This is a genomic window from Testudinibacter sp. P80/BLE/0925 (assembly GCF_053570785.1).
Genome location: NZ_CM131636.1, coordinates 1,860,224 through 1,885,547 on the forward strand (window position 1 = coordinate 1,860,224; position 25,324 = coordinate 1,885,547).

The window sequence follows — 25,324 nt, forward strand, 5'->3', positions numbered from 1 at the left end:
AAAACCGCACTTCTGTTATTTTGGTAAGCGAATCGCAGGTTCTTTCGCCGGACGATAAAGCACCAAGGTATGCCCGATTAATTGCACCGCACTTGCCTCGGTTTCGCGCACAATGGCGTCAATAATGAGCTGTTTGGTTTCGCGTTCTGCGCCGGCGATTTTGACTTTAATCAGCTCATGGTGGCTGATGGCATTGTCGATTTCGGCAACGACGCCCTCCGTCAAACCGTTGGCGCCGAGCATCACAACCGGTTTCAAATTGTGCGCCAAGCCTTTCAGATATTGTTTTTGTTTGGTGGTTAAGCTGATAGCCATAAAAAATCCTTTTAAATTAGGTATAATCCAAGAGAGAAACAGTAAATAAATTGACTAGTTAGCCTTGAATCTCTCAATTTGAACGCCATATTAACATAATTGCCGATTAAGGTCGGTAATTATCGCAAGAGAAATAGAAATGGGAAAGAAAAAACGTTCCGCCAGTTCAACCCGCTGGCTCAATGAACACTTTAAAGATCACTTTGTCCAAAAAGCACATAAACAAAAATTGCGCTCACGGGCCTATTTTAAATTGGATGAAATCCAACAATCGGATCGTTTGTTCAAACCGAATATGACCGTGGTCGATCTCGGCGCAGCACCGGGAGGTTGGTCGCAATATGTGGTGAAACAAATCGGCAGTAACGGACGGGTGATTGCCTGCGATATTCTGGATATGGATCCGATTGCCGGGGTGGATTTTCTGCAGGGGGATTTCCGCGATGAAAACGTGCTGACCGCACTTTTAGAGCGTGTCGGCGACGGTAAAGTGGATGTGGTGCTGTCGGATATGGCGCCGAATTTCAGCGGCGTACCGTCGGTGGATATTCCGCGTGCGATGTATCTGGTGGAATTGGCATTGGATATGTGCCGCCAAGTGCTTGCGCCGAAAGGCAGTTTTGTAGTAAAAGTTTTTCAGGGGGAAGGTTTTGACGAGTATTTGAGAGAGATTCGTTCTCTGTTCAGTGTAGTCAAAGTGCGTAAGCCTGAGGCTTCGCGTGATCGTTCGCGCGAGGTATATATTGTGGCAACCGGGTACAAATTATAGTAACCTATGCCACCGGTTTGTTAAACAAGGAAATAAACGAGGTCAGCCCTTGAAGAACGACATGATAAAAAATCTGATTTTGTGGACGGTGATCGGTGTGATTCTGATGTCCGTGTTTCAAAGTTTTAATGCGGATCCTGATGCGCGCGGCGGAGTGGATTACACCACTTTTGTGAGTGATGTCGGCAATAATCAGGTGACGGAAGCACGTTTTGAAGACAGTCAAATCACGGTGACCAAAAATAACGGTGATCGTTATCAAACTGTCATGCCGATTTATGATTCCAAAATTCTTGATGATTTAATCACAAAGAATGTCAAAGTTTCCGGAACACCGCCGGAGAAACGCGGCTTATTCTCACAAATCCTGATTTCATGGTTCCCGATGTTATTGTTGATCGGGGTATGGATTTTCTTTATGCGCCAAATGCAGGGCGGTGGCGGCAAAGCCATGAGCTTCGGCAAAAGTAAAGCGCGCATGATGAGCGAAGAACAAAATACCACCCGTTTTTCCGATGTGGCAGGCTGTGATGAAGCGAAAGAAGAAGTGGGCGAAGTGGTTGACTTCCTGCGTGATCCGAGCAAATTCCAGAAGTTGGGCGGTAAAATTCCAAAAGGAATTTTAATGGTCGGACCGCCGGGAACGGGTAAAACCTTACTGGCAAAAGCGATTGCCGGGGAAGCCAAAGTACCGTTTTTTACCATTTCCGGTTCGGACTTTGTGGAAATGTTTGTCGGGGTCGGCGCATCACGGGTGCGCGATATGTTCGAACAAGCGAAAAAAGCCGCACCTTGTTTGATCTTTATTGATGAGATTGATGCGGTCGGTCGCCAACGTGGCGCCGGTTTGGGCGGCGGTCATGATGAGCGCGAACAAACCTTAAACCAAATGTTGGTGGAAATGGACGGCTTTGAGGGCAATTCCGGCGTGATCGTGATTGCGGCAACTAACCGCCCTGACGTACTCGATCCGGCATTGACCCGTCCGGGACGTTTTGACCGTCAAGTCACGGTCGGCTTGCCGGATGTACGCGGACGCGAGCATATTCTGAAAGTGCATATGCGTAAAGTGCCGATTTCACCGGATGTCGATCCGATGGTGATTGCGCGCGGTACGCCGGGTTATTCCGGTGCGGATTTGGCGAACTTGGTCAATGAAGCGGCATTGTTTGCCGCACGCACCAACAAACGCATTGTGACCATGGTCGAATTTGAAAAAGCCAAAGACAAAATCAACATGGGGCCGGAACGCCGGACCATGATTATGACCGAGAAACAAAAAGAATCGACCGCTTATCATGAAGCGGGGCACGCGATTGTCGGTTATTTGGTGCCGGAACACGATCCGGTGCATAAAGTGACGATTATTCCGCGCGGGCGTGCATTGGGCGTGACCTTTTTCTTGCCGGAAGGCGATCAAGTCAGCATTAGCCATAAACAATTAGAAAGTAAACTTTCGACCTTGTATGCAGGGCGATTAGCGGAAGATTTGATTTACGGCGAAGACAACATTTCCACCGGTGCCTCGAACGATATTAAAGTGGCGACCAATATTGCGCGCAAGATGGTGACCGAATGGGGCTTCTCCGATAAATTAGGGCCTATCCTATATTCGGAAGACGAGGGCGAAGTGTTCTTAGGACGTTCGATGGCGAAAGCCAAACATATGTCGGACGAAACGGCACATTTAATTGATGAAGAAGTGCGCCAAATTGTGGATCGCAATTACAAACGCGCACGCCAATTGTTGCTGGAAAATATGGATATTTTACACGCAATGAAAGACGCATTGATGAAATATGAAACGATTGAAGAAGAGCAAATCGAACAGTTAATGCAACGCCGTGATGTAACGCCGCCACCGGGTTGGGAAGGCGAAGCGCCGAAGGCGGAAGCGCAGAATAAGCAAGCAGAGAATGAATTGGAAGAAGAAGTGATTTCCGATCAGGATAGTGATAATCCGCAAAGCAAAGATAAAGAGTAATTTCTTGCTTGAACAAACAAAAACCTGTCAATTTTCAATTGGCAGGTTTTTTGTTATAGCAGGCAAAATCAATAAGCCGAGATAAAACGGCAACCGACAGGCGATTGCAAACTGGACTAAGCGTTTTTGCGGATATAGCGCCGCGGGCGGCATAATTGGCATTTCTAAGCCGGCGGCTTTTTTGATTGCATTCATCGTATTCGGGCAAAGGCGAAAATTTGCAGGTGAGACACCGCCGCTCCCAAGCCGAACAGCGCCACGGCAAATGTGATTAGCACGTCATCATTACGGCTGAAAGCAAAGATAGCGAAATAGCGGCATTTAAATCCCCGGTTGTCATATTCCTGTAATATTTCTTTTGTATAGTGTGTGCGAAGCAAACTAATTATTTCAGTGAGCATTTATTACTATATAAACATTAGGAGACAAAAATGAAGTTACGTTACCTATTACCATTGATGGTAGCAGCCTTGCCGTTAAGTGCGGTCGCACAGACGATTTATCCGATTGACCGCGCCACCATGATGGCAGACGGGAAATTTGATTTCAAAGTGGAATTTGATGAAATCGTTAATCCGGATCAAATTAGCATTTTAATCAACGGCAAAGACTTCAAAGACGTATTAGGCAGCAGCAACGTTGAGTTTGTCGAAAAAGAAGACGGCAAAGACGTTTCGGCGTTATGGTTACGCAATGTCAGTATTCAAGCTGCCGGCGACTATAAAGTCGAAGCCAAAGCAAATGGTAAAGAAAGTGCGGTTAACTGGACGGTGTATCAAACGCCGGATGTGGCAAAAGCGAAAAACATAATTTTCTTCTTGGGTGACGGTTTGTCCGTCGCTCACCGTACCGGCGCACGGATCTTATCCAAAGGCGTCACCGAAGGTAAAGCCGATGGCCGATTGGCGATGGACAGCCTCCCGGTAACCGGTTTTATCGGCACATCCAGTACCGACGCGATCACGGCGGACAGCGCCAATACCATGAGTGCGTATATGACCGGACATAAATCGGCGATCAATGCCTTGGGCGTGTATGTCAGCCGTTCGGCAGACAATTTAAACCACCCGAAACAAGAAACGCTGGGCGAGTTAATCAAACGTAAAACCAACAAAAGCGTGGGCGTGGTTACCGATTCCGAAGTGCAAGACGCAACCCCGGCGGCAGTTGTGGCACACACACGCCGTCGTGCCGATAAAGATAAAATCACCGGTATGTTCCATGATGTGAAACCGGATGTGATCATGGGCGGCGGCTCGGCTTATTTCCTGCCGAAAAGCATACCGGGTTCAAAACGTAAAGATGATTTGAATTACATCGATATGTTCAAAAACGACGGTTATCATTTGGTGACCAACAACACCGAGTTGACCTCAATTCCGCAAGGCACTAAACAATTATTGGGCTTGTTCCATACCGGCAATATGGATACCGTGTTAGACCGTCGTTTCCTGACCGATAACGGCGTCACCAAAAAATTCCCGGATCAACCGGATTTGACCACCATGACCAAAACCGCACTTGATGTGTTGTCGCAAAATCCGGAAGGTTTCGTATTAGTGGTGGAATCTTCATTAATCGACAAAGCCTCGCACCCGTTGGATTGGGAACGTGCGATTATGAGCACCATCATGATGGATCAGTCCATTGCAATCGCACAGGAATTTGCTGAGAAAAATCCGGATACTTTGATTATCGTCACCGGTGACCATACCCACGGGATCTCGCTGATCGGTACGGTTGACGATGAGAAACCGGGCGATGAAATGCGTGAGAAAGTGGGCGTGTATGCCGCAGCCGGTTATCCGAACTATGAAGATAAAAACGGCGACGGCTATCCGGACAAACTGGATGTCAGCAAACGTCTGGCGGTGTTCTTCAACAACTATCCTGACTACTACGAAACGTTCCGCCCGAAACTGGACGGTCAATTCGTACCGGCGTTGAAAAACGAGAAAGACCAATATGTTGCCAACGAAGCTTATAAAGATATTCCGGGGGCGGTATTGCGCACCGGTATCCTGCCGAAAAGCGAATCGACCGGTGTGCACGCCATTGACGATATCGTCATTCAAGCGCAAGGTCCGGGTTCGGAAGCGATCAAAGGCTATATGGAAAACTCGGATATTTATAAAGTGATTGTGGATAGCTTGGCGATCAATTCCGCGAATAAGTAAGGGAATATCAGCGCATATGATTCGATGTAATCAAGCGGGGGAAACCCCGCTCTTTTTCTTCTACTGGTTAAAGTTGTGTCGGTTCAGGTTATGTCGGTTACGGTTACGTGGGGTAAAACCGATGTTTTTCACGATTGCCCTGTCCCTGTTCACCCTGCCGTCCTATGCCTCCACCGCACTGACATTCGATGAACTGTACGACAAAATCTCGGTGTTGGGCATGGAATTTTCCGAAAAAGTCAAAAGCCTGAAAGATCAGACGGTTGATATGAACGGATTTATGGCGCCGCCGTTGAAAGCCGATGCGCAGTTTTTCGTGCTGACCAAAGCGCCGATGGCACTTTGCCCGTTCTGCTCGTCCGATGCGGATTGGCCTTCCGACATCGTTGTGGTGTATTTGGATAAAAAACAACCCTTTGTACAAAATAATGCGATGATTAACGTCACCGGCAAATTGGAATACGGCTCGTGGACGGATCCGGAAACGGGATTTGTCAGCTTGTTACGCATTACCAACGCCAGATTCAAGAAATTATAAATATTAGCTTGGCAGGAGATCAAATGTTAGAAATCAAGGAGTTGACCGTCAACATTCCGGCATTGCCGCAGCCGATTTTAGCCATTGGACAATTATCCGTGCCCACGGCACAACAGGTTGCCGTAATGGGGCCTTCCGGCTGTGGCAAAAGCACTTTTTTAAATATAATCAGCGGCTTATTGAAACCGACTCACGGCTCGGTGCAATGGCAAGGACAAGAGCTGACCGCACTTTCCGCTACCGCCTGCGATACTTGGCGGTTTGAACATATCGGCATGGTGATGCAGGATTTTTATTTAACCGGCGGTTTGACCGCGCTGGAAAATGTGTTGCTACCGTTCGCTTTCCGTAATTGGACGGTTCCGGTTGAGATCAAACAACGGGCGGAATATTTGTTGGGCGAAATGAATATGCCGCGTTTAAACACCGATGTGTCGCAACTGTCGCGCGGCGAAATGCAGCGGGTGGCGATTGCCCGCGCCCTGCTTGCCAAGCCGAAGGTGATTATCGCCGACGAGCCGACCGCCAGTCTGGACGCGGAAAACAGTCGCAATATTGCCCGTTTATTATTGGAAATCAGCGAAAAAGAGCGCTGTACCTTGCTGGTGGCGACCCATGATCGTTTTTTATCCGAACAGCTGCAACGCCGGCTGTTGCTGCAAAACGGGGTTATTGTCTCGGATCAGCAAAAAGGAGCGCAAGTATGTTAATGCTAAAACTGTTGTTGCTTGACTTTAAAAAGCGCAAATTCGGCAGCCTGATGATTATTTTTCTGATTGCCCTTTCCACCGCATTGAGCATTACCGTCAGTTTACAGGAACGTGCTTTGCGCGAAGGCAGTGCGCAAGCGGCGGATCGTTTTGATTTGGTTGTCGGTGCGCCGGGCAGTGAAGTGCAATTGGTGCTGAGCACCGTGTTTTTACAACCGTCGCCGTTAAACCTGCTGGATACGGCGGTTTTTAAGGCGATCGAAGCCAATCCGCAGGTCGATTGGGCGGCACCGTTGGCATTCGGCGACTATTATCAAAATATGCCGATTGTCGGTACCAATACCGCACTTGTGCTTGACGGCGGCGAACGGCAACTTGCCGCCGGGCGGACGTTCGAAAAAGATTATGAAGCGGTGGTCGGGGCAAAGAGCGGTTTGGCGATCGGCGACAGTTTCAGCCCGATGCACGGACAGTTGGGGGAAAGCAATCATCATGCCCATGATGACGTGGAGTATCGTGTGGTCGGCATTTTGCCGGAAGAGGGCAGTGTTTGGGATAAAGCCTTATTAGTGCCGATCACCAGCGTTTGGGACGTACATCAACATCACGACCACGATCATGATCACCACGCTCATGAACACGACGGACCGCCGGGCTATGTCGATGAACACGACCATGATCACGATCACGACCATGCGATTGAAGAGCTGGGCGTATCAGCGGTGGTGATTAAGCCACAAAGTTTTGCCGGCGCTTATCAATTGCGCAGCCAGTATAAAACCGAAACCACCCAAGCCGTATTTCCGGCGGAAGTGCTGGTGCGGGTGTACGGTGTGTTAGGCGACAGCAAAGAGGTGCTGCTGTGGGTGTCGATTGTGACCCAAGCGCTGGTGGCAACCGCACTTTTGATGATTATCGTGCTTTACCTGCAAAACCGGCAAAAGCAGGTGGCGGCATGGCGGATTTTCGGGGCGCCGCGCGCCAAGATTTTCTTATTGATTTGGTTTGCCCTGATCGCGATGATTGCGCTGGCAATGCTGTTGGGCGTAGTTATCGGCTATATTGCGGCACAACTGATTTCGCAACATCTCAGCCTGCAAAGCGGTTTTGTGCTGCCGGTACGTTTGGGCGAAGAAGAGTTCCGTTTTATCCTGTTCAATTTTATTTTTGCGATTCTGATTGCGCTGTTGCCGTCGTTGTTGCTTTACCGCCAATCGCCAATAAATGTTTTAAGAAACACGCAAGAATGATATGATAACGCCCTAAATTATAAGTTAGAGAACAGAAAAGACACAATTTGGGGTAAGGAGAATCTGTGTTGCAGCAGCACCATATAGAACAACATAGTGTTATTGACAACCAACGTTTGGTTGTGACACTGGCGTCGACTCAAGCCGAAATTGAAGACGCACAACGCTTACGTTATGAGATTTTTGCGTTGGAAATGGGCGCAAAAATCAACAGTGTCAACGGCTTAGATATTGATAAATATGATGAACATTGCCGGCATTTAATCGTACGCGATGAAGATAACGGCAAAGTGGTCGGTTGCTATCGCTTGTTGACCGTTGACGGTGCACGCAAAGTCGGCGGCTGGTATAGCGCCGGCGAGTTCGACCTCAGCCGAATTGAGCATATTTTGGATCGCACCGTCGAATTGGGGCGTGCTTGTGTGCATAAGGATTACCGTAACGGCGGCGTAGTGATGTTGTTATGGTCGGGGTTAATCAAGTTTATGCATTTGGAAAACCTGTCTTACATGATCGGCTGCGGCAGTATCAGCATGAGCGACGGCGGACACATGGCAGCCAGTCTGTATCGTAAACTGGAGAAAAAATACCTTTCTCCGTTGGAATATCGTGTGTTTCCGCATGTGCCGGTACAACTGGATAAATTAAAACAAGATCTTGAAGTGTCAACACCTGCCTTAATCAAAGGCTATTTGCGCGCAGGGGCTTATATTTGCGGCGAACCGGCTTGGGATCCGGATTTCAACTCGGCGGATGTGTTGATCATGATGCCGATCACCCGTCTTGACGAGCGTTATTTAAAACATTTCTGTCGTTAATCCCAGCTTAGAACAAGAAAAGGCGGTTTATGCGATCTTTGGTTACTTTTTGGCGATTAGTGAGAATCGCCTATTTTTTACTGAGCGGTGTATTTCAAATGTTGGTGTTGTTCCGCTGGTGTACCCCGGAACAAAAATTAGCGCGGATTCAGCGCTGGTCACAACATATTTTGCGGGTGTTTAATATTCGGGTTAATGTCCACAACGTACCGCACTTGTCACAAGTGAAAGGTACAATGTTCATCTCCAACCATGTTTCTTGGTTGGATATTTTTGCGATCAACGCCGTGTTGCCGGGGCAATTTATTGCCAAAGAGGATGTGCGCAAATGGCCGATTATCGGTTATTTGGCAGCACAAGCGAACACGGTGTTTGTTTCCCGCCAACGCGGCAACGGCAGTACACAGGGCAAAGTCGATAACGTCGCGGCGGCATTGCGTAACGGCGCACAAATCACCCTGTTTCCGGAAGGCACCTCGACCAACGGCGAACAAGTGTTACCGTTCAAAAGCAGCTTTTTCCAAGCCGCAATTGACGCCGAAAGTAAGGTTTGGCCTGTGCTGTGCTTCTACCCGGCAGAAAACGGTGGTGCAAATCATACGATGGCATATTACGGCGACATCAGCTTAGTGCAATCCCTCAAAGATCTTGCCGCCCAAAAACGCGGCGTGATTGAACTCCGTTTCTTTGAAGCAATTGACGCCACCGATAAAGACCGGCGCGATCTCGCCGATCGTATCCAACAAATGTTGGCAACCGAACTGGCGAAAGCGTTGGAGCGGAGTCGGTAGAATTCCTTCTCTCCCTGTGGGAGAAGGACAGATTATCGCTTCGTTCAGAAGCGATAATCAGGATGAGGGGACAAAATTATCATTTTATTTCATCCTCATCCGCCCTATCGGGAACCTTCTCCCATCAAGGGAGAAGGGAACGGAGGTTTCTTCAATATAGTTTGTTTTTTTCTTTTTGTGAGAGCAGGAAATAATGTTTTGCTTCACTCATCCCTCAACTCCGCAAATTCCCCTTTGGTCGCTTGTGCCAAATCCTGTGCGGTCAAGGCAATGTCTAAACCGCGTTTGCCGCCGGAGACGTAGATTCTCTCCCATTCAACCGCACTTTGATCGATAAAAGTCGGTAGAATTCCTTCTCCTCCTGTGGGAGAAGGACAGATTATCGCTTCGTTCAGAAGCGATAATCAGGATGAGGGGACAAAATTATCATTTTATTTCACCCTCATCCGCCCTATCGGGCACCTTCTCCCATCAAGGGAGAAGGAAACGGAGGTTTCTTCAATATAGTTTGTTTTTTTCTTTTTGTGAGAGCAGGAAATAATGTTTTGCTTCACTCATCCTTCAACTCCGCAAATTCCCCTTTGGTCGCTTGTGCCAAATCCTGTGCGGTCAAGGCAATGTCTAAACCGCGTTTGCCGCCGGAGACGTAGATTCTCTCCCATTCAACCGCACTTTGATCGATAAAGGTCGGCAGGGCTTTTTTCTGCCCGATCGGGCTGATTCCGCCGACCAGATAGCCGGAGGATTTTTGTGCCGCGTCGATGTCCGCCATCTCGATTTTTTTTACTTGTAACGCTTTGGCGGCTTTTTTCAGGCTGAGTTTGTGCGATACCGGAATCACCATCACCGCCAGTTTTTTCTGATCGCCGTTGATTGCCACCAATAGGGTTTTATAGGTTTGATCGGGGTTGAGCCCCAATTTTTCCGCCGCTTCTTGCCCGAAGTCGGTGATATTGGGATCGTGCTCGTAGCTGTGGATCGTATATGGAATTTTTTGTTTTTTCAGATAATTGATTGCCGGTGTCATCAGTGGTCTCGCGATTCTTTTACAGACTTATGCAACGAAATTCGGTAGAATTGCGCCGTTTACTTAATCCAAGAATTGTACCCTAGAGAGGCAAAGAAAAAAATGCAGACAAGTTTAAATATTGTCGTGGCGGCGGAATTTGAATTGGCGGAAAAAATCGCCGAATTATTGGAACAAAGTGCATTACCGACGGCAAAATTGAGTGTCGCCGAGATTTATCCGTTTAACGAAGAGCAAGGTTTGCGTTTTAACAATCGCGCGGTGGAACAGCAAAATATCGAAGAGATTGACTGGACGGATAAGCAATATCTGTTTTTCGCCGGTGAAGCCAAACACGCAGCGTATGTGGCGCAAGCGGCGGACAGCGGCTGTGTGGTGATTGATCTTAACGGCGTGTGCGCTGCGTTGCAAGATGTGCCGTTGCTTGTACCGGGTTTTAATGACGGGCAATTGGCAGAACTGCGTAACCGCAATATTGTCGCCCTTGCCGATCCGCAAATCAGCCAGTTGTTGCTGAGTGCCGGTGAAATCTTGGCACAGGGCGACATTAATCGGCTGCTGGTCAGTTCAATGTTACCTGCCTCGTATGTCAATGCCGAGCAAGTGAAAAAACTGGCAGGGCAGACTGCGCGTTTACTGAACGGTATTCCGTTGGACGAAGGCGAACAACGCTTGGCGTTTGATATCGCACCGTTTAAATTACACAGTGCGGATCGTTTAGTGCAGCAATTCCAAAAAATCCTACCGAACAGCGAAATCCAGTTGGTGATTCATCAACTGCAAAGTGCGGTTTTTTACGGACTGGGGCAGCAAGTGACCGCACTTTCCGATTACCAAACCGATGTGGAGCAATGGCAGCAGGCTTGGCAGCAAAATGCCTTAATAGCCGTACATCATGATCAACTTGTGACACCGGTGATTAACGGCGAACAGTATCAAGAACAGGATCAGATTCACATAAGCGATGTGCAGGCGTTGGAAAACGGCATTCAGTTCTGGTCGGTATGCGACGAACAGCGTTTCAGCTTGGCGCTGCTCGGCGTGCGACTGGCGGAAACCGCGTATTTGCAGGGTTATTAACAGAATCAATGCAATTTGGTTTGGCGAGGCTTGCCAACTGGAATGCATGATAAATGAAAAATAATAAAATATAACAATGAAAGGAGTCCAACATGCGTAAAGTAATAGGTGGGTTATTGCTGCTATCAATAGCAGCTGGTGTAGCCGCCAAAGAGGTTAATATTAAACTGCTGGGAACGTCCGATGTGCACGGACGAGTGGTGCCGTGGAGTTATGGCGCAGATATTGAGGATCTATCGGGTTCTTATGCCCAGATTGCAAGTTATGTGAAGGGGGTGAGACAGCAGCATGATAATGTAATTTTGATTGATGTTGGTGATGCGATTCAGGATAACCAAGTGGAAGTGTTTGCCAAAACAGCGCAATACTATCAAGACAATCCGATTCCCAAAGTATTAAATGCTATGAATTATGATATTTTTGTTTTGGGAAATCATGAGTTTAATTTTGGTATGCCGGCACTGGATGCCATTTTGCAAGATATTCAGGCACAAAAAATTACTGCTAATTTCTATCATCAATCGGGTGATCGCTATTTGGCTCCCTCCACAATCATTGAAAAAGGCGGGGTGAAACTGGGAATTATCGGTTTGACCACGCCAATGTCGGAGATCTTCGAAAAGGACACCGGACATCTAAAAGCAATGAAATTCAGCTCACCGATTGAAGAAACCAAACGGCAAATTGCCGTATTAAAAGCGCAAGATGTTAATGCGATTATTGTGATTGCCCATATGGGGATTGAGAATGAAAACAACATTGCCGGAACCGGTGTTAGCGATCTGATCAATGCGGTTGAGGGGATTGATGTGATTATTGCCGGGCATATGCACCAAAATATACCCGGCGAAACCATCAATAATGTGTTAATCACCGAGCCACACCGTTACGGTACAGTGGTTTCTGAAGTGGATTTAACCTTTGATGTGGATGAAAAACAGCAGGTGAAACTGTTGTCAAAAACAGCAACAACGGTGCCGGTAAAAACGCTGGCTGCAGATCCTGAAATCGTCAGCATTTACCAGCCTTATCACGACGAATTAAGACGTTTGAATAATGTAGTGATAGGTGAAACCGCAAATGACATGGTTTTACAACAGAAAAATCACGGTGTATCCGTTGCTTTTTCACAAGACACCGGTTTATCGTCGCTGATTACCGATGTCGAATTACATTACAGCAAAGCCGATGTGGTTTCCTTTGCCTTCGATCATGAAACGGTACGTTTGGATAAAGGGCAGATTAAGAAAAAAGACATCATCTTTAATTATCGTTATGCCGGTGGCGATGTGACGGTGTACGAGTTAAGCGGCAAACAGTTGAAGCAGTATATGGAGTGGTCAGCGGACTATTTTAATACAATTGAAGCAGGTGATACGGCTTATCGTTATGATCCAGTGCGTGGTAAGTCCAAATATGTGACCTTCGATATTTTTGGCGGGGTGAACTATAACATTGATTTAACTCGGCCCAGCGGACATAAAATTGTGAATCTCACCTTGGCTGATGGGCGCCCGGTGACGGATGAACTCAAATTAAAAGTCGGTATGAACTCCTACCGTTTTGGGCAACTCAGCAAAGTAGGCGGAATATTTGCAGAACAGACCATTCCGGTGTTATGGGAGTCGAAAGTGGCTTTAGGCAGCGAAGCTGGTACCATCCAAAACATGATAATCGACTATATTACCCAGGTGAAGCAAGGTAAAATCGACGGTTTGTCACATAACCGTTGGCGGATTATCGGGTTAAAGTAAGATAATCCCGGTTTATTTTTAAAGTACGGTTCGAGCAAAACCGTACTTTGATTTTTTATTTGAAGCCATCGGCTTGTAACTGTTGATAACCGCCGAGGTTTTGCACGTTACGATAACCCAATTTTTCCAATTCGGCTTTTGCCAAGGCTGAGCGCCTGCCGCTGCGGCAATAGACATAGATTGCTTGGGTTTTATCCGTGGTTAATCGGCTGATTTGCGCTCCGATTTGTGCATAGGGGATATTGACCGCACTTTGCAAATGCCCGGCGGCAAATTCATCGGCTTCGCGTACGTCAATCAGCAGTGCCTGCCGGTTTTGTTGCTGCTGTTGCAATTGCTGTGGCGTAATGGTATTTGCCTGCACAGTGGAGAATAATCCGCTTAACAAACAAACGCCTGCCGTTACCCATTTTAATACTCGCATTTTTTCCCCTTAATGATGTTTAAAATCGCAGCAAGCATAGCTTGAAAATAGAACTTTACCTGTGAAATCGTCTTATTTTGCTGTGATTTTAAATCAGTTCCGCTTGTTGCAACACCACCGCTTGCAAAACGTTGATTCCGGCTTCCACATCCTGCCAGTCGGTGTGTTCCAACGGATTATGGCTGATACCGTGCTGTGACGGCACAAAAATCATCCCGGTCGGGCAGAGCGTTGCCATGTGCATTGCGTCATGTCCCGCGCCGCTCGGCATAATTTCATAAGCATAGCCTAATTGTGCGGCGGCTTGCTCGACGGCGTTAACCATAGCCGGGTCTAACAAAATCGGTTGATCGCGTGAAATGAGTTGTAAGTCAATCTGTAAGCCGCGTTGTCGGCTGACTTCGGCTATTTTCCGCTGCAGGGCTGAAAATACGCTTTCCCGTGCGGCAACATTGGTGCCGCGAATATCAACCAATAATTCGCAATAGCCCGGCACTACGTTCATCACCCCCGGTTTCGCCTGCATTTGCCCGACCGTGGCAACGGTGGCGTGCCCGGCGCGAATGGCGGTTTGTTCCAACGCCAAGGCTAATTCAGCACCGCCTAATAATGCGTCGTGGCGATAATTCATCGCGGTCGCGCCGGAATGATCCGCTTGCCCTTGAATTTTCACGAGACAGCGGATCGGTGCGGCGATACCGGTGACCACACCGATGGTTTTGTTCTCATTTTCCAGACGCGGTCCCTGCTCGATATGCAATTCAAAAAAGCATTTAAATTCAGCGGCAGAACGTTTGGCTTGCTCGATTTGGTTAAAATCCAAACCGATCTGCTGAAGTGCGGTAGCAAGGCTGATTCCGTTTTTATCTTGTAAACGGGCGAGCCCCGCTTGATTGCTGACGCCGCACATCACTTTGCTGCCTAAAGTAGCATAGTTAAAACGGCTGGATTCTTCGCAGGTAAAAATGATTAACTCCAATGGATAACGGGTTTGCCGTTGCTGTTCGCACAGTTGCAGCAGAATTTCCAAACCGGCAACGGTGCCGAGCGGTCCGTCAAATTTGCCGGCATTGACCACGGTGTCGATATGCGAACCGAATGCCACGGCAGGCAGATCATTTTGTGTGCCGTCACGGCGGATAATCACGTTGCCGATTTGATCGATACGAATGATGAAATCCTGTTGTCGGCAGAGATCGAGCAAATAATTACGTGCCTGTAAATCTTGCGGGCTGAATGCCAGGCGCGTCAATTCGTGCGTTTCGGCGGAGATGGACGCTAAATGATGAATTAGGGCTTTTACGCGTTGCATATTGATAGTCATAATAATTTCTCCGAAAGGTCATCGTAGCTTTACAAACAGTTTATCAAAAGCATGATCCATTTCACTATAAACGAAAATCAGTTGGGGTAAAATCGACTTGATCACAAACATGAGTAATGACGACCAAAACTAAGGAGTATGCTGATGAGTGTTAAAAAAATGCTGTTAATGAGTGGTTCCAAGTATCGTAACACCGAGTATTTGGTGCATTGTATTCCTTGGATTCGGCGTTTTTTGGCGGATTTTCAAGGGAAAACCTTGGCTTTTGTGCCTTATGCCGGCGTCAGCCGCAGTTATGATCAATACGAACAGGCGGTGAAACATGCTTTTGAACCACTGAAAATGAACGTGCTTTCCGTCCACCAATCGCCAGATCCACGCGAGATTATCGAACAAGCCGATGCGATTGCCATCGGCGGCGGTAATACGTTTTGTTTGTTGAATCAGTTATATCAACACAACCTGTTGGAGCCAATCCGGGCGAAAGTGCAGGGCGGTGCGCCGTATTTCGGTTGGAGCGCAGGGGCGAATGTTGCCGGGGCTTCGATTATGACTACCAACGATATGCCGATTGTCTATCCGCCGTCGTTTGCGGCATTGAACTTATTTCCGGCGCAAATCAACCCGCACTTTGTTTCCGGCAAAATACAAGGGCATAACGGCGAAAGCCGTGAAGAGCGGTTAAATGAATTTTTATTGGTCAATCCGAAAGCGGTGGTGTATGCCCTGCCGGAAGGCACTGCGCTACAAATTCGCGACGAATGCGCAACGGTGCTGGGCTATGACAATATTTTGCGTATCAGCGGGCAGATGGATGTGGAAGAAATCGCACTCAATTCGACATTTAACTATATGTAAAGTGTGACAGGAGGTTTCAAATGAATGGCTTAAATATGGTTGTTGCCTTGGCAGGAATTGCCGTCACGGTATATTTAATGATTAAAAAATATGAAACCCGCACCGTGTTATTGGGTGTCGGTTTAGTGATGGCGGTTTTGACTTTAAGCCCGATGGAAGCATTGGCGGCATTTGCTAAAAGCATGACATCTTCCGGCTTAATTATGGCGATCTGTTCCAGTATGGGTTTTGCCTATGTGATGAAATATACCGAATGCGATATGCATTTGGTGCATTTGCTGACTAAACCACTGAGCGGACTGAAGTTTTTTCTGATTCCGATTGCCACGGTTTTGACCTTTTTTATCAATATCGCGATTCCGTCGGCGGCAGGCTGTGCGGCGGCGGTGGGGGCAACCTTGATTCCGGTGTTGAAATCTGCCGGCGTGCGTCCGGCAACGGCAGGGGCGGCGATTCTGGCAGGCACTTTCGGTTCGATGATGAGCCCGGGATCTTCGCACTCGGCGATGATCAGTGAAATGTCCGGTTTAACCGTCACCCAAGTTAACCTGAGCCACGCGCCTTATACCATTATTGCCGGGGCGATCGGTGCGGTGGTGCTGACGATTCTGGCGGTGGCGTTGGGCGATTACCATAAAAAATTCCGTGATGAATATCTGGCGGAAAATCAGGAAGCGGAGCAACATTTCAGCAACGTGAATATTCTGTATGCGCTTGCGCCGTTAATTCCGGTGGTGCTGTTGGTTATCGGCGGAACGGAATTACAGAAAATTTCATGGCTGGCTTGGACGAAAATGACCGTGCCGGAAGCGATGTTAATCGGGGCGATTTACGCCATTATCGTAAAACGCACCTCACCGATGAAAATTACCAATGAGTTTTTTAACGGTATGGGAAATTCCTATGCCAATGTGTTGGGGATTATTATTGCGGCGAGTGTATTTGTTGCCGGCTTGAAATCGACCGGCGCGATTGACGCGGCGATTGAATTTTTGAAATCCTCGAATGAATTCGTACGTTGGGGCGCAACAATTGGACCGTTCTTAATGGGCGTGATCACCGGTTCCGGCGACGCGGCGGCGATTGCCTTTAATACCGCGGTGACGCCACACGCGGTTGAATTGGGTTATACCCATGTGAATTTAGGTATGGGCGCGGCAATTGCCGGGGCAATCGGACGCACCGCGTCGCCAATCGCCGGGGTAACTATCGTTTGTGCCGGTCTAGCAATGGCGAACCCGGTGGATATGATTAAACGTACCGCGCCGGGCATGGTGCTGGCGGTTTTATTCTTGGCACTGTTTATGCTTTAACTTATTTATGTCAGTACATAATAGCGGGAGGGGAAGATGGCAATTAATCCACAACAACTGATTGACTGGCGACGGGAGTTTCATCAATTCCCTGAAACCGGTTGGTGTGAATTTTTAACCACCACCAAACTGGCGGCTTACCTGAGCGAGATGGGCTTCGAAGTGCGGTTGGGCAAGCAGATTATCAATGAGGAATTCGTGCGCGGGCGGCAACCCGCGGTGGTTGATGTCGGTTTGCAACGGGCAATTGAAAAAGGCGCCGATCAAAACTGGTTGGATAAAATGGACGGTTACACCGGCTGCGTGGCGATTTTCGATTCCGGCAAAGCAGGCAACACCGTGGCGTTGCGCTTTGATATTGACTGCGTGAATGTACAGGAAACCGCACTTGAAAACCATTTGCCGAACCAACTGGGATTCCGTTCGCAAAACGACGGTTTTATGCACGCCTGCGGACATGACGGACATATGGCAATCGGCTTGGGCGTGGCGCAATGGATTGCGGACAATAAAACGCAATTAAACGGCAAAATCAAATTGGTGTTCCAACCGGCGGAAGAGGGCGTGCGCGGCGCCGCGGCGATTGCGGCGAGTGGTATTGTCGATGACGCCGATTATTTTGTTGCCTCGCACCTCAGCTTTTGTGCCGATTCCGGCACGATTATTGCCAACCCGAAAAAATTCCTTTGCACCACCAAAATTGATATCCGCTACCACGGCAAACCTGCGCATGCCGGTGCGGCACCGCACTTAGGGCGCAATGCTTTGTTGGCGGCGGCACATGCCGTGACGCAACTGCACGGCATTTCCCGCCATGGTGACGGCATGACGCGGATTAATGTCGGTGTGCTGAAAGCCGGAGAGGGGCGTAATGTCGTGCCGGCTACGGCGGAAGTGCAATTGGAAGTGCGCGGCGAAAATGCGGAAATCAACCAATATATGGTCGATCAAGTCATGCAAATTGCCAAAGGGATAGCGGTCAGTTTTGATGTGACCTATGAAACCGAAATCATGGGCGAAGCGGTCGATCTGGATAATGATGGCGAACTGGTTGATCTTATCAGCGAACTGGCGGAAAAAGAGATCGGTGTGACACAAGTCGCGCCGAGCTACAGTTTTAACGGCAGTGAAGACGCCACTATTTTAGGACGGCGCGTGCAACAACATGGCGGCAAAGCGATCTATTTTATCGTCGGCGCTGATCGCACCGCCGGACATCATCAAGCCGAATTTGATTTTGATGAGAAACAGTTACTGACCGGGGTGAATCTGTATACCGCACTTTTACAACGCTTAAACGGATAGCCTAACTCAGTGATAATGCAGTGTCTTTGTTAGGGATGGCAAAGGCACTGTTTTTTATCCATTCGCCAAATTGTGTTAGACTGGCACGGTTAAACTATGATCATCACTTTAAAGGAAAATCATGCTGAATCTTGAACCACAACCATTCGCCAGTTGGGCAGAACCGATTGAAATGCTATATGCCTGTCATGGCAAGGTGAAACGCTTTTGTCGGCAATTGCAGATGTTGCCGGACTATTTAGCGAAAAACGGCGTGAATCAGGCGGTAAAAAATGATGTGCAACAGATTTTGAATTATTTTGAAATTGCCGCGCCATTACATCATGACGATGAAGAAAAAGATTTTTTCCCGGCGTTATTAACGCATTATCCGCCAGCCAAAACCAATATTGATGAATTGGAACGCCAGCATATCCTGCTGCACGAAAATTGGGAAAAATTATCACAGCAACTGCAAGAATTGCTCGACAATCAGCGCAACGCAATCTCGCCGGAATTGATTAAGCAATTTATTGCCGACTATGAGGTGCATATTGCCCTCGAAGAACCCTTGTTCGAATTAGGCAAGCGGTATTTGTCTGAAGATGAACTGCGACGACTGGGCGAGATTATGTCCAACCGCCGCCGTCTTCAACCTTAATCCTTTATGCAATATCAATTGGACACCACAGAATACCGCTGCCCATTGCCACTGTTAATGGTCAAAAAAGCATTGTCTGATTTGCAGACAGGCGATGAATTGCGAATATTACTGAATACGGAAAGCACAATCGAAGATTTCAAATTATTGTGTGAAACGGTATCCTGCATATTGGTTAGTACAGAAAATTCATCAGCCCAATTCAGCTTAATCGTGCGGAAAATCGGCTAATTTCAATGGCAAGTGCGGTCGGCTAACGGGATGAGAGATAAAATACCGCACTTTATCAATTTAACGTGCGGTATTGTCATTATTTTTATGGATAAAGACTTAAGTAAAACTAAGTTAAATATTATTTTGAACGGTTATATGGAAAACGCAGAATAACCCGGTTATAAAAGCTGCCGTTAATATGGGTTTTATTCAAATGAAAACGGCGGTAAGCCGAAAATAATTCCATATCAGGTTGCTGTGGGTTTTGCCAAAAATTATCCAATATGCCCTGATCAGTCAATCCGGGAATATCATAGTGCGCTCTGCCAAGGGTGATAACCGGCATACCATGCAGTAAGGCGGAAATACCGCTGGTACTATTTAAAGTCACCATGCCTTTGCCATGACGTAAAAATACCGGCATTGGCACATCATGAATATAATAGAGTCGCTTTTTCAAAGCCGGATATTGTTTAAGATAATGTTTGATGACGTTACCGTAGTCGATAAACCCACGATCCATTGGGTGATGTTTTACGATTAGGGTTAAATCAGACGGCGCATATTTAACGAACGAATCTAATACTGTGGTTAAAAACGACTCGACACTGCTGTAATCACTGTGTACCCGCACTTGACTATCATCATATACTTGTAAGGGTAAAATATAAAAATTGCCAAACTTACCTTGTTCCACTTTTTTGGCAAAAGAGTGATCGCGCAGGGCATAATTAAACCGTTTAATACCGGAAATTACCCACAGCTTAATATAATAGCGGACATTCAAAATCCGATGATGTTGATAATAAGGGTATTGTCGGCGTTTGGTATAAGCATTCCAATAATAACAGATTGCCAATTTAGCAAGCGGCACAAAGCCCTGTGCGACTTTTTCCGGTGTGACGGGTTCAGGAGCCTGTGGGCAAATATTTCTAAAAAAGGCTTCATCACGGGGAATCGGCGAAAACGCATTTACCCCGTCTTTTTCCAGAGTAATATAATCGGGACGAAAATAACCTTCTTCAAATGCCCAATAGGAAATGGTCAACGCTTTGCAAACGGTTTTAGCGACTTTGTGGTAATGACGGTTATCGCCGAAGCAAACAACCGCACCAATTTTTTCGGCTTGGCATAAACGATGTAAATATTCTTCAAATTGATCTAGCGATTCCCGATAAGCAAAAGTATTGCTGTTGGCATTAGAATAAAAATGTTCGTCACCGGCATTAAAATTAATTTTATAAACTGTTTTTCCCTGTGATTGTAACCATAAGGAAATATCATGAAAGAAAGTCCCTATTGGACCTTGCAATAACAAGATACGATCAGTAGATACCACTAGGTCATCTAAATTATGACTAATCATATAACCCCAACAGAATAAAAATTTAAAATATCTTAGCAAATAAGAATAAAAAAAGAAATTTAACCGCTTATTTTAAAGACCAATACAGGTGTTTTAATTTCGTTAGCTGTTTTTTTAGCCAGTGACGCTGTAAACCACTATCTTTCAGTTTGGATTTTTGCTGTAACAAAAGCTCAATTGCCGTTTCGCTATCGATCATTTGCCGCGTATTCGGATTAATATATTGCGGATAATAAACTAAGGTAGCTGACAGCAATTCTGCGAGCGTGAGCTTGCGCCGGCGTCTTGGCAGTGTAACATGATCAACGGTCAATCCCCAATTAGAGTAGAACGGTAAACCGTAACAATGCACGGTTTTTCCCCTCAACAACGCTTCGAAGCCGGCTAAAGAGGTTAAGGTGTGAACCTCATCCACTTGCTGAATACAATTTAAAATATTTGCGTTTTCAATAATATCATCGGCATAGTTAAGGGCTTGTTCCGTTGGAATCGCGCCGATACGGTTACCGCTGAGCACATCGGGGTGCGGTTTATAAATAATATAAGCCTCGGGATTCTTTGCACGCACCTGTTTGAGTAGATCCAGATTACGTTTGATTTGCGGTGAACCGAAACGAATTGAGGCGTCGTCTTCCACTTGTCCCGGTACTAAAATTGTTTTTTTACCGTTGACCGCGAGAGTAAACTGACTATCACCGACATTGTATTTGCCGATATTGGCATTGATCAACCGCACTTTTAATTTATCGGCTAACAGTAGATCCTGATCGGAGAATATCTGGCTTTGTAAAATAGCTTCTAAGCGTGAGGGTGTTTGCGCATTAAAATAGATACCGAGATCATCAATCACTAACGAGAGCGGCGCAACCAGATTCGAGCCTAAACCGACGGAACGGATAAAACCGTCTTCCATGCGTAGCACAGGTAAATTGTTTTTTTCCGCATAACGAAGCACCTCGTCTTTGCCTTGGCTCCAAATCAACAGACGGGCATTTTTCGCCCGCGGTTTTTTGTGCAGTTTGGCAGTTGAAGAAACAAAATGTAAGCGGCAGTTAGGGAAGTTAAAAAACGGTTTGATCACCGCCCGTTTCCACAGCGACATGCCGACACAATACAAATTGCCGCTCAAACGTTGATCTAATAATTTGGCGCGGTGCAGATAATCAATCACCTCAAAAATCGAGCCGGGTTTGCCGTTATTCGGATTGATATAACGACTATATTGCAGATAGGCTGCGGTAAACAGTTGTAATAAAGTGCGGTTGGCACGGCGATTTTGTTGTTGCAAGCGCACAACATTAGCATGACGATCATCTGTCAATCCCCAACCGCTGAACCAAGGTACGCCAAAGGTCACCACCGGTTTATTGACCAGCAAAGCCTCAAAGCCCATCTGCGAAGTAACACAATAGACTTTATCCACTTGTTGCAACAACGACAACGGATTGACATCCTCTGCCAATAACCGCACTTGCGCAAACTCCGCGGAAAGTGCGGTCAGATAACCCTTTTTCTTACCGCTGATTACATCAGGATGGGTTTTAACCCAAATTTCTGACTCGGGATTTTCCGCAACCGCACTTTGCAACATGGTGTGAAAACTAGCTTCATCAGCCTGCCCATATTTCACCGCCATATCGCCAAAGGTCTGATCGATCACCAAAACGATATTTTGCTTCTTCTCGCTCGGAACAAAATCCGGTGCGTGATTATATTTAGACAGTTGATAGCGGCAAATTAGCTCAAGTGCGGTTTCAGCTTGTTGTAATACTTCATCGTCGGCTGAATTAGCTAAAATTAACCGCTCAAGGCGCGACGGCTTTTCAGTGGCATAATAAATCCCCAAATCATCATACACCATCGAAAACGGCGGATAGCCCTGAACACCCAGACCTAATGAACGCAAAAAGCCGTCTTCAAGGGCGATGTAAGGCAAGTTATTTTTTTCGGCGTAGGTGCGGGCTCTGCGTGAATATGGACGAAACCCCCAGCCCATGATCTGCGTTGCTTTATCTGAAAGGGAGAAATATTGCATAAAGATCTCTGCCTCAGGAAAAAAAGCAGCCAAGTGCGGTATTTTTGCCATGCGATATGAGAAAATTTGCGATTTTGGTTTCATAAACAATGATCAATTTTCGATGGAATGGGAATAGTATAATACAGTTGTGTAGGAAAGGCTCAGGGTTATAGCCATAAAAGTGTTATTATTAATAAAGTTTTTAGGGTTGTAACCATAAAAAATGCCGAGCATTTGCTCGGCGTACTCAATCAAAAAGTGATCAACGAATATCTAACTCAGGGAAAGATTTCACCGCTTCATCAACGGCTTTAACGCGCACTAAGAAATCTTCTAATAGATTTAACGGTAGCGCACTCGGTCCGTCACATTTGGCTTGATCCGGATTCGGGTGTGATTCCAAGAACAAACCGGCTAAACGGGTCGCTATACCTGCCAACGCTAAATCCAACACTTGATTACGACGACCACCGGAAGCGGCTGCACCGGCTTCACGTTGTTGCAGGGAATGGGTGACATCAAAAATCACCGGCATATTGCCGCTGACTTTTTTCATAATCCCAAAACCAAGCATATCGACGACCAAATTGTCATAACCAAAATTCACGCCACGTTCGCATAAAATCAGCTGATCGTTGCCTGCTTCTTTGAATTTTTCCACAATATTACCCATTTGGTGCGGGCTTAAAAATTGTGGTTTTTTGATATTAATCACCCGCCCGGTTTTTGCCATCGCATGCACCAAATCGGTTTGACGTGCTAAAAATGCCGGCAATTGAATAACATCCACCACTTCTGCGACGGGTTCTGCTTGCCAAGGCTCGTGCACATCCGTGATCACCGGCACACCGAATTCCTTTTTCACCTGAGCAAAAATTTTCATTCCCTCTTCCAATCCCACCCCACGATAAGAGTGAATCGAAGAGCGGTTGGCTTTGTCAAACGAGGCTTTGAACACAAACGGGATATTGAGTTTAGTGGTGACAGTAACGTATTGTTCACAGGCTCTCAGCGTAGAATCGAGATCTTCAAGGACATTGATACCACCGAAAAGGGTGAATGGGGCATTATTATTTATTTTTAATTGGTTTAGTTTTAGCATGATTTTTCCTAAAGACTGGTAATAAGTCTAGTCTGTTCAGCATTTGATAAAAATGATGATTAAAGTCGTCGAAACATATTGTTACTTGCAAAATACGCTAGAATTGAAAATGATGATAATCGTTAAGTTAGTTACTAAGATCTTTCTGTATATGTGTCAGTATATCAGATTCTTATTTGTTTTATACAAGGTTTATTATACAGGATATCTGCTCTTAAGGATCCTCTTGGTTGATGATGTTAGGGTGATTTTTGTAAGTTTTATCTTTGTTTATTAGGTTGATTGAGAATAAAATTTACTCAACAAATAGTAATTACATGTTTAATTAAAAACAACTACTTACTTTGTTATTCATGGTGTTTTTCTGGTAAGAGTAATGCTACAATCTAACAGATCGGCAAATAACATAAGATTATTGAGGAATAGTATGAAAGTATTGACCGTGTTTGGTACGAGACCAGAAGCAATCAAAATGGCACCCTTGGTCTTAGAGTTAAAAAAACATGAATCAATTGAATCAAAGGTTTGTGTAACTGCTCAACATCGGGAAATGCTAGACCAAGTTTTGAATTTGTTTAATATCAAACCTGATTATGATTTGGATATTATGAAGCATGGGCAAACATTACAAAGTATTACTGCAGATATTCTTCAAGATTTAACAGTAGTTTTAGAAGATTTTAAACCGGACTATATCCTTGTTCATGGTGATACAACAACTACCTTTGCTGCAAGTCTTGCGGCATTTTATCAAAAAATTGCAATCGGACATATAGAAGCTGGTTTACGTACTCGAAATTTATATTCGCCTTGGCCTGAAGAGGCTAATCGTTGTCTCACCTCTGTGCTAAGTCGGTTGCATTTTGCACCAACAGAGCAGTCTAAAGCCAATTTACTCGAAGAAGTTGTTAAAAAAGAAGATATTGTTGTTACTGGGAATACTGTTATTGATGCGTTATTGACTGTAACCCAAAAATTAGAGCAGCCGGAATTAAAAGCCGCAATGGAACAACAATTCCCATTTACTGCTAATCAAAATCCAATGGTATTGATTACCGCACATCGTCGAGAAAATCATGGTGATGGAATCAAAAATATCGGTCAAGCAGTAAAAATTCTGGCTGAAACTTATCCGCATATTCAATTTGCCCTGCCACTACACATGAACCCAAATGTGAGAAAACCTCTAACGGAAATATTATCTGAAAAAGAAAATGTACACTTAATTGAACCACAAGAGTATCTACCTTTTGTTTATTTAATGTCACGTGCAACACTTATTCTGACTGACTCAGGCGGGGTACAAGAGGAAGCTCCATCATTAGGCAAACCTGTATTGGTAATGCGCGACACGACAGAACGGCCTGAGGCTGTTGAGGCGGGAACTGTTAAGCTGGTCGGGGCAGATACCAATGAAATTGTCAATCAATGTCGGAAATTATTAGATGACGAGAAAGCCTATGCACAAATGGCACAAGCAAAAAATCCATATGGTGACGGTAAGGCATCGCAACGAATTGTAAAAACACTATTGGCAAGTATTTAATTT

Annotated in this window: 24 protein-coding genes; 16 read left to right on the forward strand and 8 right to left on the reverse strand. The window is 46.2% G+C overall.

The genetic code is table 11. The features are described from left to right. Nucleotides 1–15 precede the first annotated feature (15 nt). Nucleotides 16–315 carry a ribosome assembly RNA-binding protein YhbY gene (yhbY, locus tag ACWA5Z_RS09010; RefSeq protein ID WP_431051599.1) on the reverse strand — a complete coding sequence of 100 codons (300 nt, stop codon included), beginning with the start codon at nt 313–315 and terminating at the stop codon, nt 16–18. 139 nt (nt 316–454) lie between these two features. Here yhbY and rlmE point away from each other — a divergent pair, with 139 nt between their 5' ends. Next, nucleotides 455–1,084: a 23S rRNA (uridine(2552)-2'-O)-methyltransferase RlmE gene (rlmE, locus tag ACWA5Z_RS09015; RefSeq protein WP_431051600.1), complete on the forward strand. Its 630-nt coding sequence runs from the start codon at nt 455–457 to the stop codon at nt 1,082–1,084. A 61-nt stretch (nt 1,085–1,145) separates the two neighbouring features. Then, nucleotides 1,146–3,068: an ATP-dependent zinc metalloprotease FtsH gene (gene ftsH, locus ACWA5Z_RS09020; protein WP_431051602.1), complete on the forward strand. Its 1,923-nt coding sequence runs from the start codon at nt 1,146–1,148 to the stop codon at nt 3,066–3,068. A 27-nt stretch (nt 3,069–3,095) separates the two neighbouring features. On the opposite strand, the gene ACWA5Z_RS09025 is transcribed toward ftsH, so the two are convergent. Further along, nucleotides 3,096–3,263, reverse strand: a complete 168-nt coding sequence (locus ACWA5Z_RS09025; protein ID WP_431051604.1) for a hypothetical protein — start codon at nt 3,261–3,263, stop codon at nt 3,096–3,098. Between the two features lie 236 nt (nt 3,264–3,499). Here ACWA5Z_RS09025 and ACWA5Z_RS09030 point away from each other — a divergent pair, with 236 nt between their 5' ends. From ACWA5Z_RS09030 to ACWA5Z_RS09055, 6 genes are all read left to right on the forward strand, one after another. Beyond that, nucleotides 3,500–5,245 (forward strand): alkaline phosphatase, encoded by a 1,746-nt coding sequence (locus tag ACWA5Z_RS09030; RefSeq protein ID WP_431051606.1) that lies wholly within the window; start codon nt 3,500–3,502, stop codon nt 5,243–5,245. A gap of 121 nt (nt 5,246–5,366) precedes the next feature. Beyond that, nucleotides 5,367–5,783 (forward strand): hypothetical protein, encoded by a 417-nt coding sequence (locus tag ACWA5Z_RS09035; protein ID WP_431051608.1) that lies wholly within the window; start codon nt 5,367–5,369, stop codon nt 5,781–5,783. 23 nt (nt 5,784–5,806) lie between these two features. Beyond that, on the forward strand, nt 5,807–6,493 hold the full coding sequence (locus tag ACWA5Z_RS09040) for an ABC transporter ATP-binding protein (RefSeq protein ID WP_431051610.1): 687 nt from the start codon (nt 5,807–5,809) through the stop codon (nt 6,491–6,493). Beyond that, nucleotides 6,487–7,743 carry an FtsX-like permease family protein gene (locus ACWA5Z_RS09045; RefSeq protein ID WP_431051612.1) on the forward strand — a complete coding sequence of 419 codons (1,257 nt, stop codon included), beginning with the start codon at nt 6,487–6,489 and terminating at the stop codon, nt 7,741–7,743. The genes ACWA5Z_RS09040 and ACWA5Z_RS09045 overlap by 7 nt, the downstream gene beginning before the upstream one ends. A gap of 65 nt (nt 7,744–7,808) precedes the next feature. Continuing rightward, nucleotides 7,809–8,561 (forward strand): GNAT family N-acetyltransferase, encoded by a 753-nt coding sequence (locus ACWA5Z_RS09050; protein ID WP_431051614.1) that lies wholly within the window; start codon nt 7,809–7,811, stop codon nt 8,559–8,561. 29 nt (nt 8,562–8,590) lie between these two features. Next, a complete protein-coding gene (locus tag ACWA5Z_RS09055) occupies nt 8,591–9,352 on the forward strand; it encodes a lysophospholipid acyltransferase family protein (protein WP_431051616.1) in 762 nt (253 codons plus the stop codon). Nucleotides 9,353–9,902: 550 nt separating this feature from the next. Here the strand turns inward: ACWA5Z_RS09055 and ybaK are convergent. After that, complete coding sequence (gene ybaK, locus ACWA5Z_RS09060; protein WP_431051619.1) at nt 9,903–10,379, reverse strand: Cys-tRNA(Pro) deacylase; 477 nt, start codon at nt 10,377–10,379, stop codon at nt 9,903–9,905. A gap of 102 nt (nt 10,380–10,481) precedes the next feature. On the opposite strand from ybaK, the gene ACWA5Z_RS09065 reads away from it, so the two are divergent. Then, the gene (locus ACWA5Z_RS09065; protein ID WP_431051621.1) at nt 10,482–11,459 is read left to right on the forward strand and encodes an oxidoreductase; all 978 of its coding nucleotides are present in this window, start codon (nt 10,482–10,484) and stop codon (nt 11,457–11,459) included. Between the two features lie 92 nt (nt 11,460–11,551). Next, nucleotides 11,552–13,213, forward strand: a complete 1,662-nt coding sequence (locus ACWA5Z_RS09070) for a bifunctional metallophosphatase/5'-nucleotidase (protein ID WP_431051623.1) — start codon at nt 11,552–11,554, stop codon at nt 13,211–13,213. 55 nt (nt 13,214–13,268) lie between these two features. On the opposite strand, the gene ACWA5Z_RS09075 is transcribed toward ACWA5Z_RS09070, so the two are convergent. Together ACWA5Z_RS09075 and ACWA5Z_RS09080 are read right to left on the reverse strand one after the other, a co-directional pair. Then, nucleotides 13,269–13,637: a rhodanese-like domain-containing protein gene (locus tag ACWA5Z_RS09075; protein WP_431051625.1), complete on the reverse strand. Its 369-nt coding sequence runs from the start codon at nt 13,635–13,637 to the stop codon at nt 13,269–13,271. Nucleotides 13,638–13,725: 88 nt separating this feature from the next. Then, complete coding sequence (locus ACWA5Z_RS09080) at nt 13,726–14,961, reverse strand: Zn-dependent hydrolase (RefSeq protein ID WP_431051627.1); 1,236 nt, start codon at nt 14,959–14,961, stop codon at nt 13,726–13,728. A gap of 144 nt (nt 14,962–15,105) precedes the next feature. Here ACWA5Z_RS09080 and pepE point away from each other — a divergent pair, with 144 nt between their 5' ends. The 5 genes from pepE to ACWA5Z_RS09105 all read left to right on the forward strand — a co-directional run bounded on the left by pepE (nt 15,106) and on the right by ACWA5Z_RS09105 (nt 19,308). Beyond that, nucleotides 15,106–15,819 (forward strand): dipeptidase PepE, encoded by a 714-nt coding sequence (gene pepE / locus ACWA5Z_RS09085; protein WP_431051629.1) that lies wholly within the window; start codon nt 15,106–15,108, stop codon nt 15,817–15,819. A 20-nt stretch (nt 15,820–15,839) separates the two neighbouring features. Continuing rightward, a complete protein-coding gene (gene dcuC, locus ACWA5Z_RS09090; protein ID WP_431051631.1) occupies nt 15,840–17,132 on the forward strand; it encodes a C4-dicarboxylate transporter DcuC in 1,293 nt (430 codons plus the stop codon). 36 nt (nt 17,133–17,168) lie between these two features. After that, nucleotides 17,169–18,437 (forward strand): M20 family metallo-hydrolase, encoded by a 1,269-nt coding sequence (locus tag ACWA5Z_RS09095; RefSeq protein ID WP_431051633.1) that lies wholly within the window; start codon nt 17,169–17,171, stop codon nt 18,435–18,437. Between the two features lie 121 nt (nt 18,438–18,558). Then, nucleotides 18,559–19,077 (forward strand): hemerythrin domain-containing protein, encoded by a 519-nt coding sequence (locus tag ACWA5Z_RS09100; RefSeq protein ID WP_431051635.1) that lies wholly within the window; start codon nt 18,559–18,561, stop codon nt 19,075–19,077. A gap of 6 nt (nt 19,078–19,083) precedes the next feature. Continuing rightward, on the forward strand, nt 19,084–19,308 hold the full coding sequence (locus tag ACWA5Z_RS09105) for a sulfurtransferase TusA family protein (protein WP_431051637.1): 225 nt from the start codon (nt 19,084–19,086) through the stop codon (nt 19,306–19,308). 121 nt (nt 19,309–19,429) lie between these two features. Here the strand turns inward: ACWA5Z_RS09105 and ACWA5Z_RS09110 are convergent, their stop codons facing one another. From ACWA5Z_RS09110 to kdsA, 3 genes are all read right to left on the reverse strand, one after another. After that, a complete protein-coding gene (locus ACWA5Z_RS09110) occupies nt 19,430–20,656 on the reverse strand; it encodes a capsule biosynthesis protein (RefSeq protein ID WP_431051639.1) in 1,227 nt (408 codons plus the stop codon). 67 nt (nt 20,657–20,723) lie between these two features. Continuing rightward, nucleotides 20,724–22,775 carry a capsular polysaccharide biosynthesis protein gene (locus ACWA5Z_RS09115; RefSeq protein ID WP_431051641.1) on the reverse strand — a complete coding sequence of 684 codons (2,052 nt, stop codon included), beginning with the start codon at nt 22,773–22,775 and terminating at the stop codon, nt 20,724–20,726. 160 nt (nt 22,776–22,935) lie between these two features. Beyond that, nucleotides 22,936–23,775, reverse strand: a complete 840-nt coding sequence (gene kdsA / locus ACWA5Z_RS09120) for a 3-deoxy-8-phosphooctulonate synthase (protein WP_431051643.1) — start codon at nt 23,773–23,775, stop codon at nt 22,936–22,938. Between the two features lie 427 nt (nt 23,776–24,202). Here kdsA and wecB point away from each other — a divergent pair, with 427 nt between their 5' ends. Beyond that, nucleotides 24,203–25,321, forward strand: a complete 1,119-nt coding sequence (gene wecB / locus ACWA5Z_RS09125; protein ID WP_431051645.1) for a non-hydrolyzing UDP-N-acetylglucosamine 2-epimerase — start codon at nt 24,203–24,205, stop codon at nt 25,319–25,321. Nucleotides 25,322–25,324: the final 3 nt, after the last annotated feature.

Coding starts and splice junctions, on each gene's coding strand:
- ACWA5Z_RS09035 (WP_431051608.1), top strand. CDS start 5,367: ATGTTTTTCACGATTGCCCTGTCCCTGTTCACCCTGCCGTCCTATGCC.
- wecB (WP_431051645.1), top strand. CDS start 24,203: ATGAAAGTATTGACCGTGTTTGGTACGAGACCAGAAGCAATCAAAATG.
- ACWA5Z_RS09065 (WP_431051621.1), top strand. CDS start 10,482: ATGCAGACAAGTTTAAATATTGTCGTGGCGGCGGAATTTGAATTGGCG.
- ACWA5Z_RS09055 (WP_431051616.1), top strand. CDS start 8,591: ATGCGATCTTTGGTTACTTTTTGGCGATTAGTGAGAATCGCCTATTTT.
- ACWA5Z_RS09080 (WP_431051627.1), bottom strand. CDS start 14,961: ATGACTATCAATATGCAACGCGTAAAAGCCCTAATTCATCATTTAGCG.
- ACWA5Z_RS09045 (WP_431051612.1), top strand. CDS start 6,487: ATGTTAATGCTAAAACTGTTGTTGCTTGACTTTAAAAAGCGCAAATTC.
- dcuC (WP_431051631.1), top strand. CDS start 15,840: ATGAATGGCTTAAATATGGTTGTTGCCTTGGCAGGAATTGCCGTCACG.
- ACWA5Z_RS09030 (WP_431051606.1), top strand. CDS start 3,500: ATGAAGTTACGTTACCTATTACCATTGATGGTAGCAGCCTTGCCGTTA.
- ACWA5Z_RS09095 (WP_431051633.1), top strand. CDS start 17,169: ATGGCAATTAATCCACAACAACTGATTGACTGGCGACGGGAGTTTCAT.
- ACWA5Z_RS09115 (WP_431051641.1), bottom strand. CDS start 22,775: ATGAAACCAAAATCGCAAATTTTCTCATATCGCATGGCAAAAATACCG.
- kdsA (WP_431051643.1), bottom strand. CDS start 23,775: ATGCTAAAACTAAACCAATTAAAAATAAATAATAATGCCCCATTCACC.
- ftsH (WP_431051602.1), top strand. CDS start 1,146: ATGATAAAAAATCTGATTTTGTGGACGGTGATCGGTGTGATTCTGATG.
- ACWA5Z_RS09100 (WP_431051635.1), top strand. CDS start 18,559: ATGCTGAATCTTGAACCACAACCATTCGCCAGTTGGGCAGAACCGATT.
- ACWA5Z_RS09105 (WP_431051637.1), top strand. CDS start 19,084: ATGCAATATCAATTGGACACCACAGAATACCGCTGCCCATTGCCACTG.
- ACWA5Z_RS09070 (WP_431051623.1), top strand. CDS start 11,552: ATGCGTAAAGTAATAGGTGGGTTATTGCTGCTATCAATAGCAGCTGGT.
- rlmE (WP_431051600.1), top strand. CDS start 455: ATGGGAAAGAAAAAACGTTCCGCCAGTTCAACCCGCTGGCTCAATGAA.
- ACWA5Z_RS09075 (WP_431051625.1), bottom strand. CDS start 13,637: ATGCGAGTATTAAAATGGGTAACGGCAGGCGTTTGTTTGTTAAGCGGA.
- ybaK (WP_431051619.1), bottom strand. CDS start 10,379: ATGACACCGGCAATCAATTATCTGAAAAAACAAAAAATTCCATATACG.
- ACWA5Z_RS09025 (WP_431051604.1), bottom strand. CDS start 3,263: ATGAATGCAATCAAAAAAGCCGCCGGCTTAGAAATGCCAATTATGCCG.
- ACWA5Z_RS09040 (WP_431051610.1), top strand. CDS start 5,807: ATGTTAGAAATCAAGGAGTTGACCGTCAACATTCCGGCATTGCCGCAG.
- pepE (WP_431051629.1), top strand. CDS start 15,106: ATGAGTGTTAAAAAAATGCTGTTAATGAGTGGTTCCAAGTATCGTAAC.
- ACWA5Z_RS09110 (WP_431051639.1), bottom strand. CDS start 20,656: ATGATTAGTCATAATTTAGATGACCTAGTGGTATCTACTGATCGTATC.
- yhbY (WP_431051599.1), bottom strand. CDS start 315: ATGGCTATCAGCTTAACCACCAAACAAAAACAATATCTGAAAGGCTTG.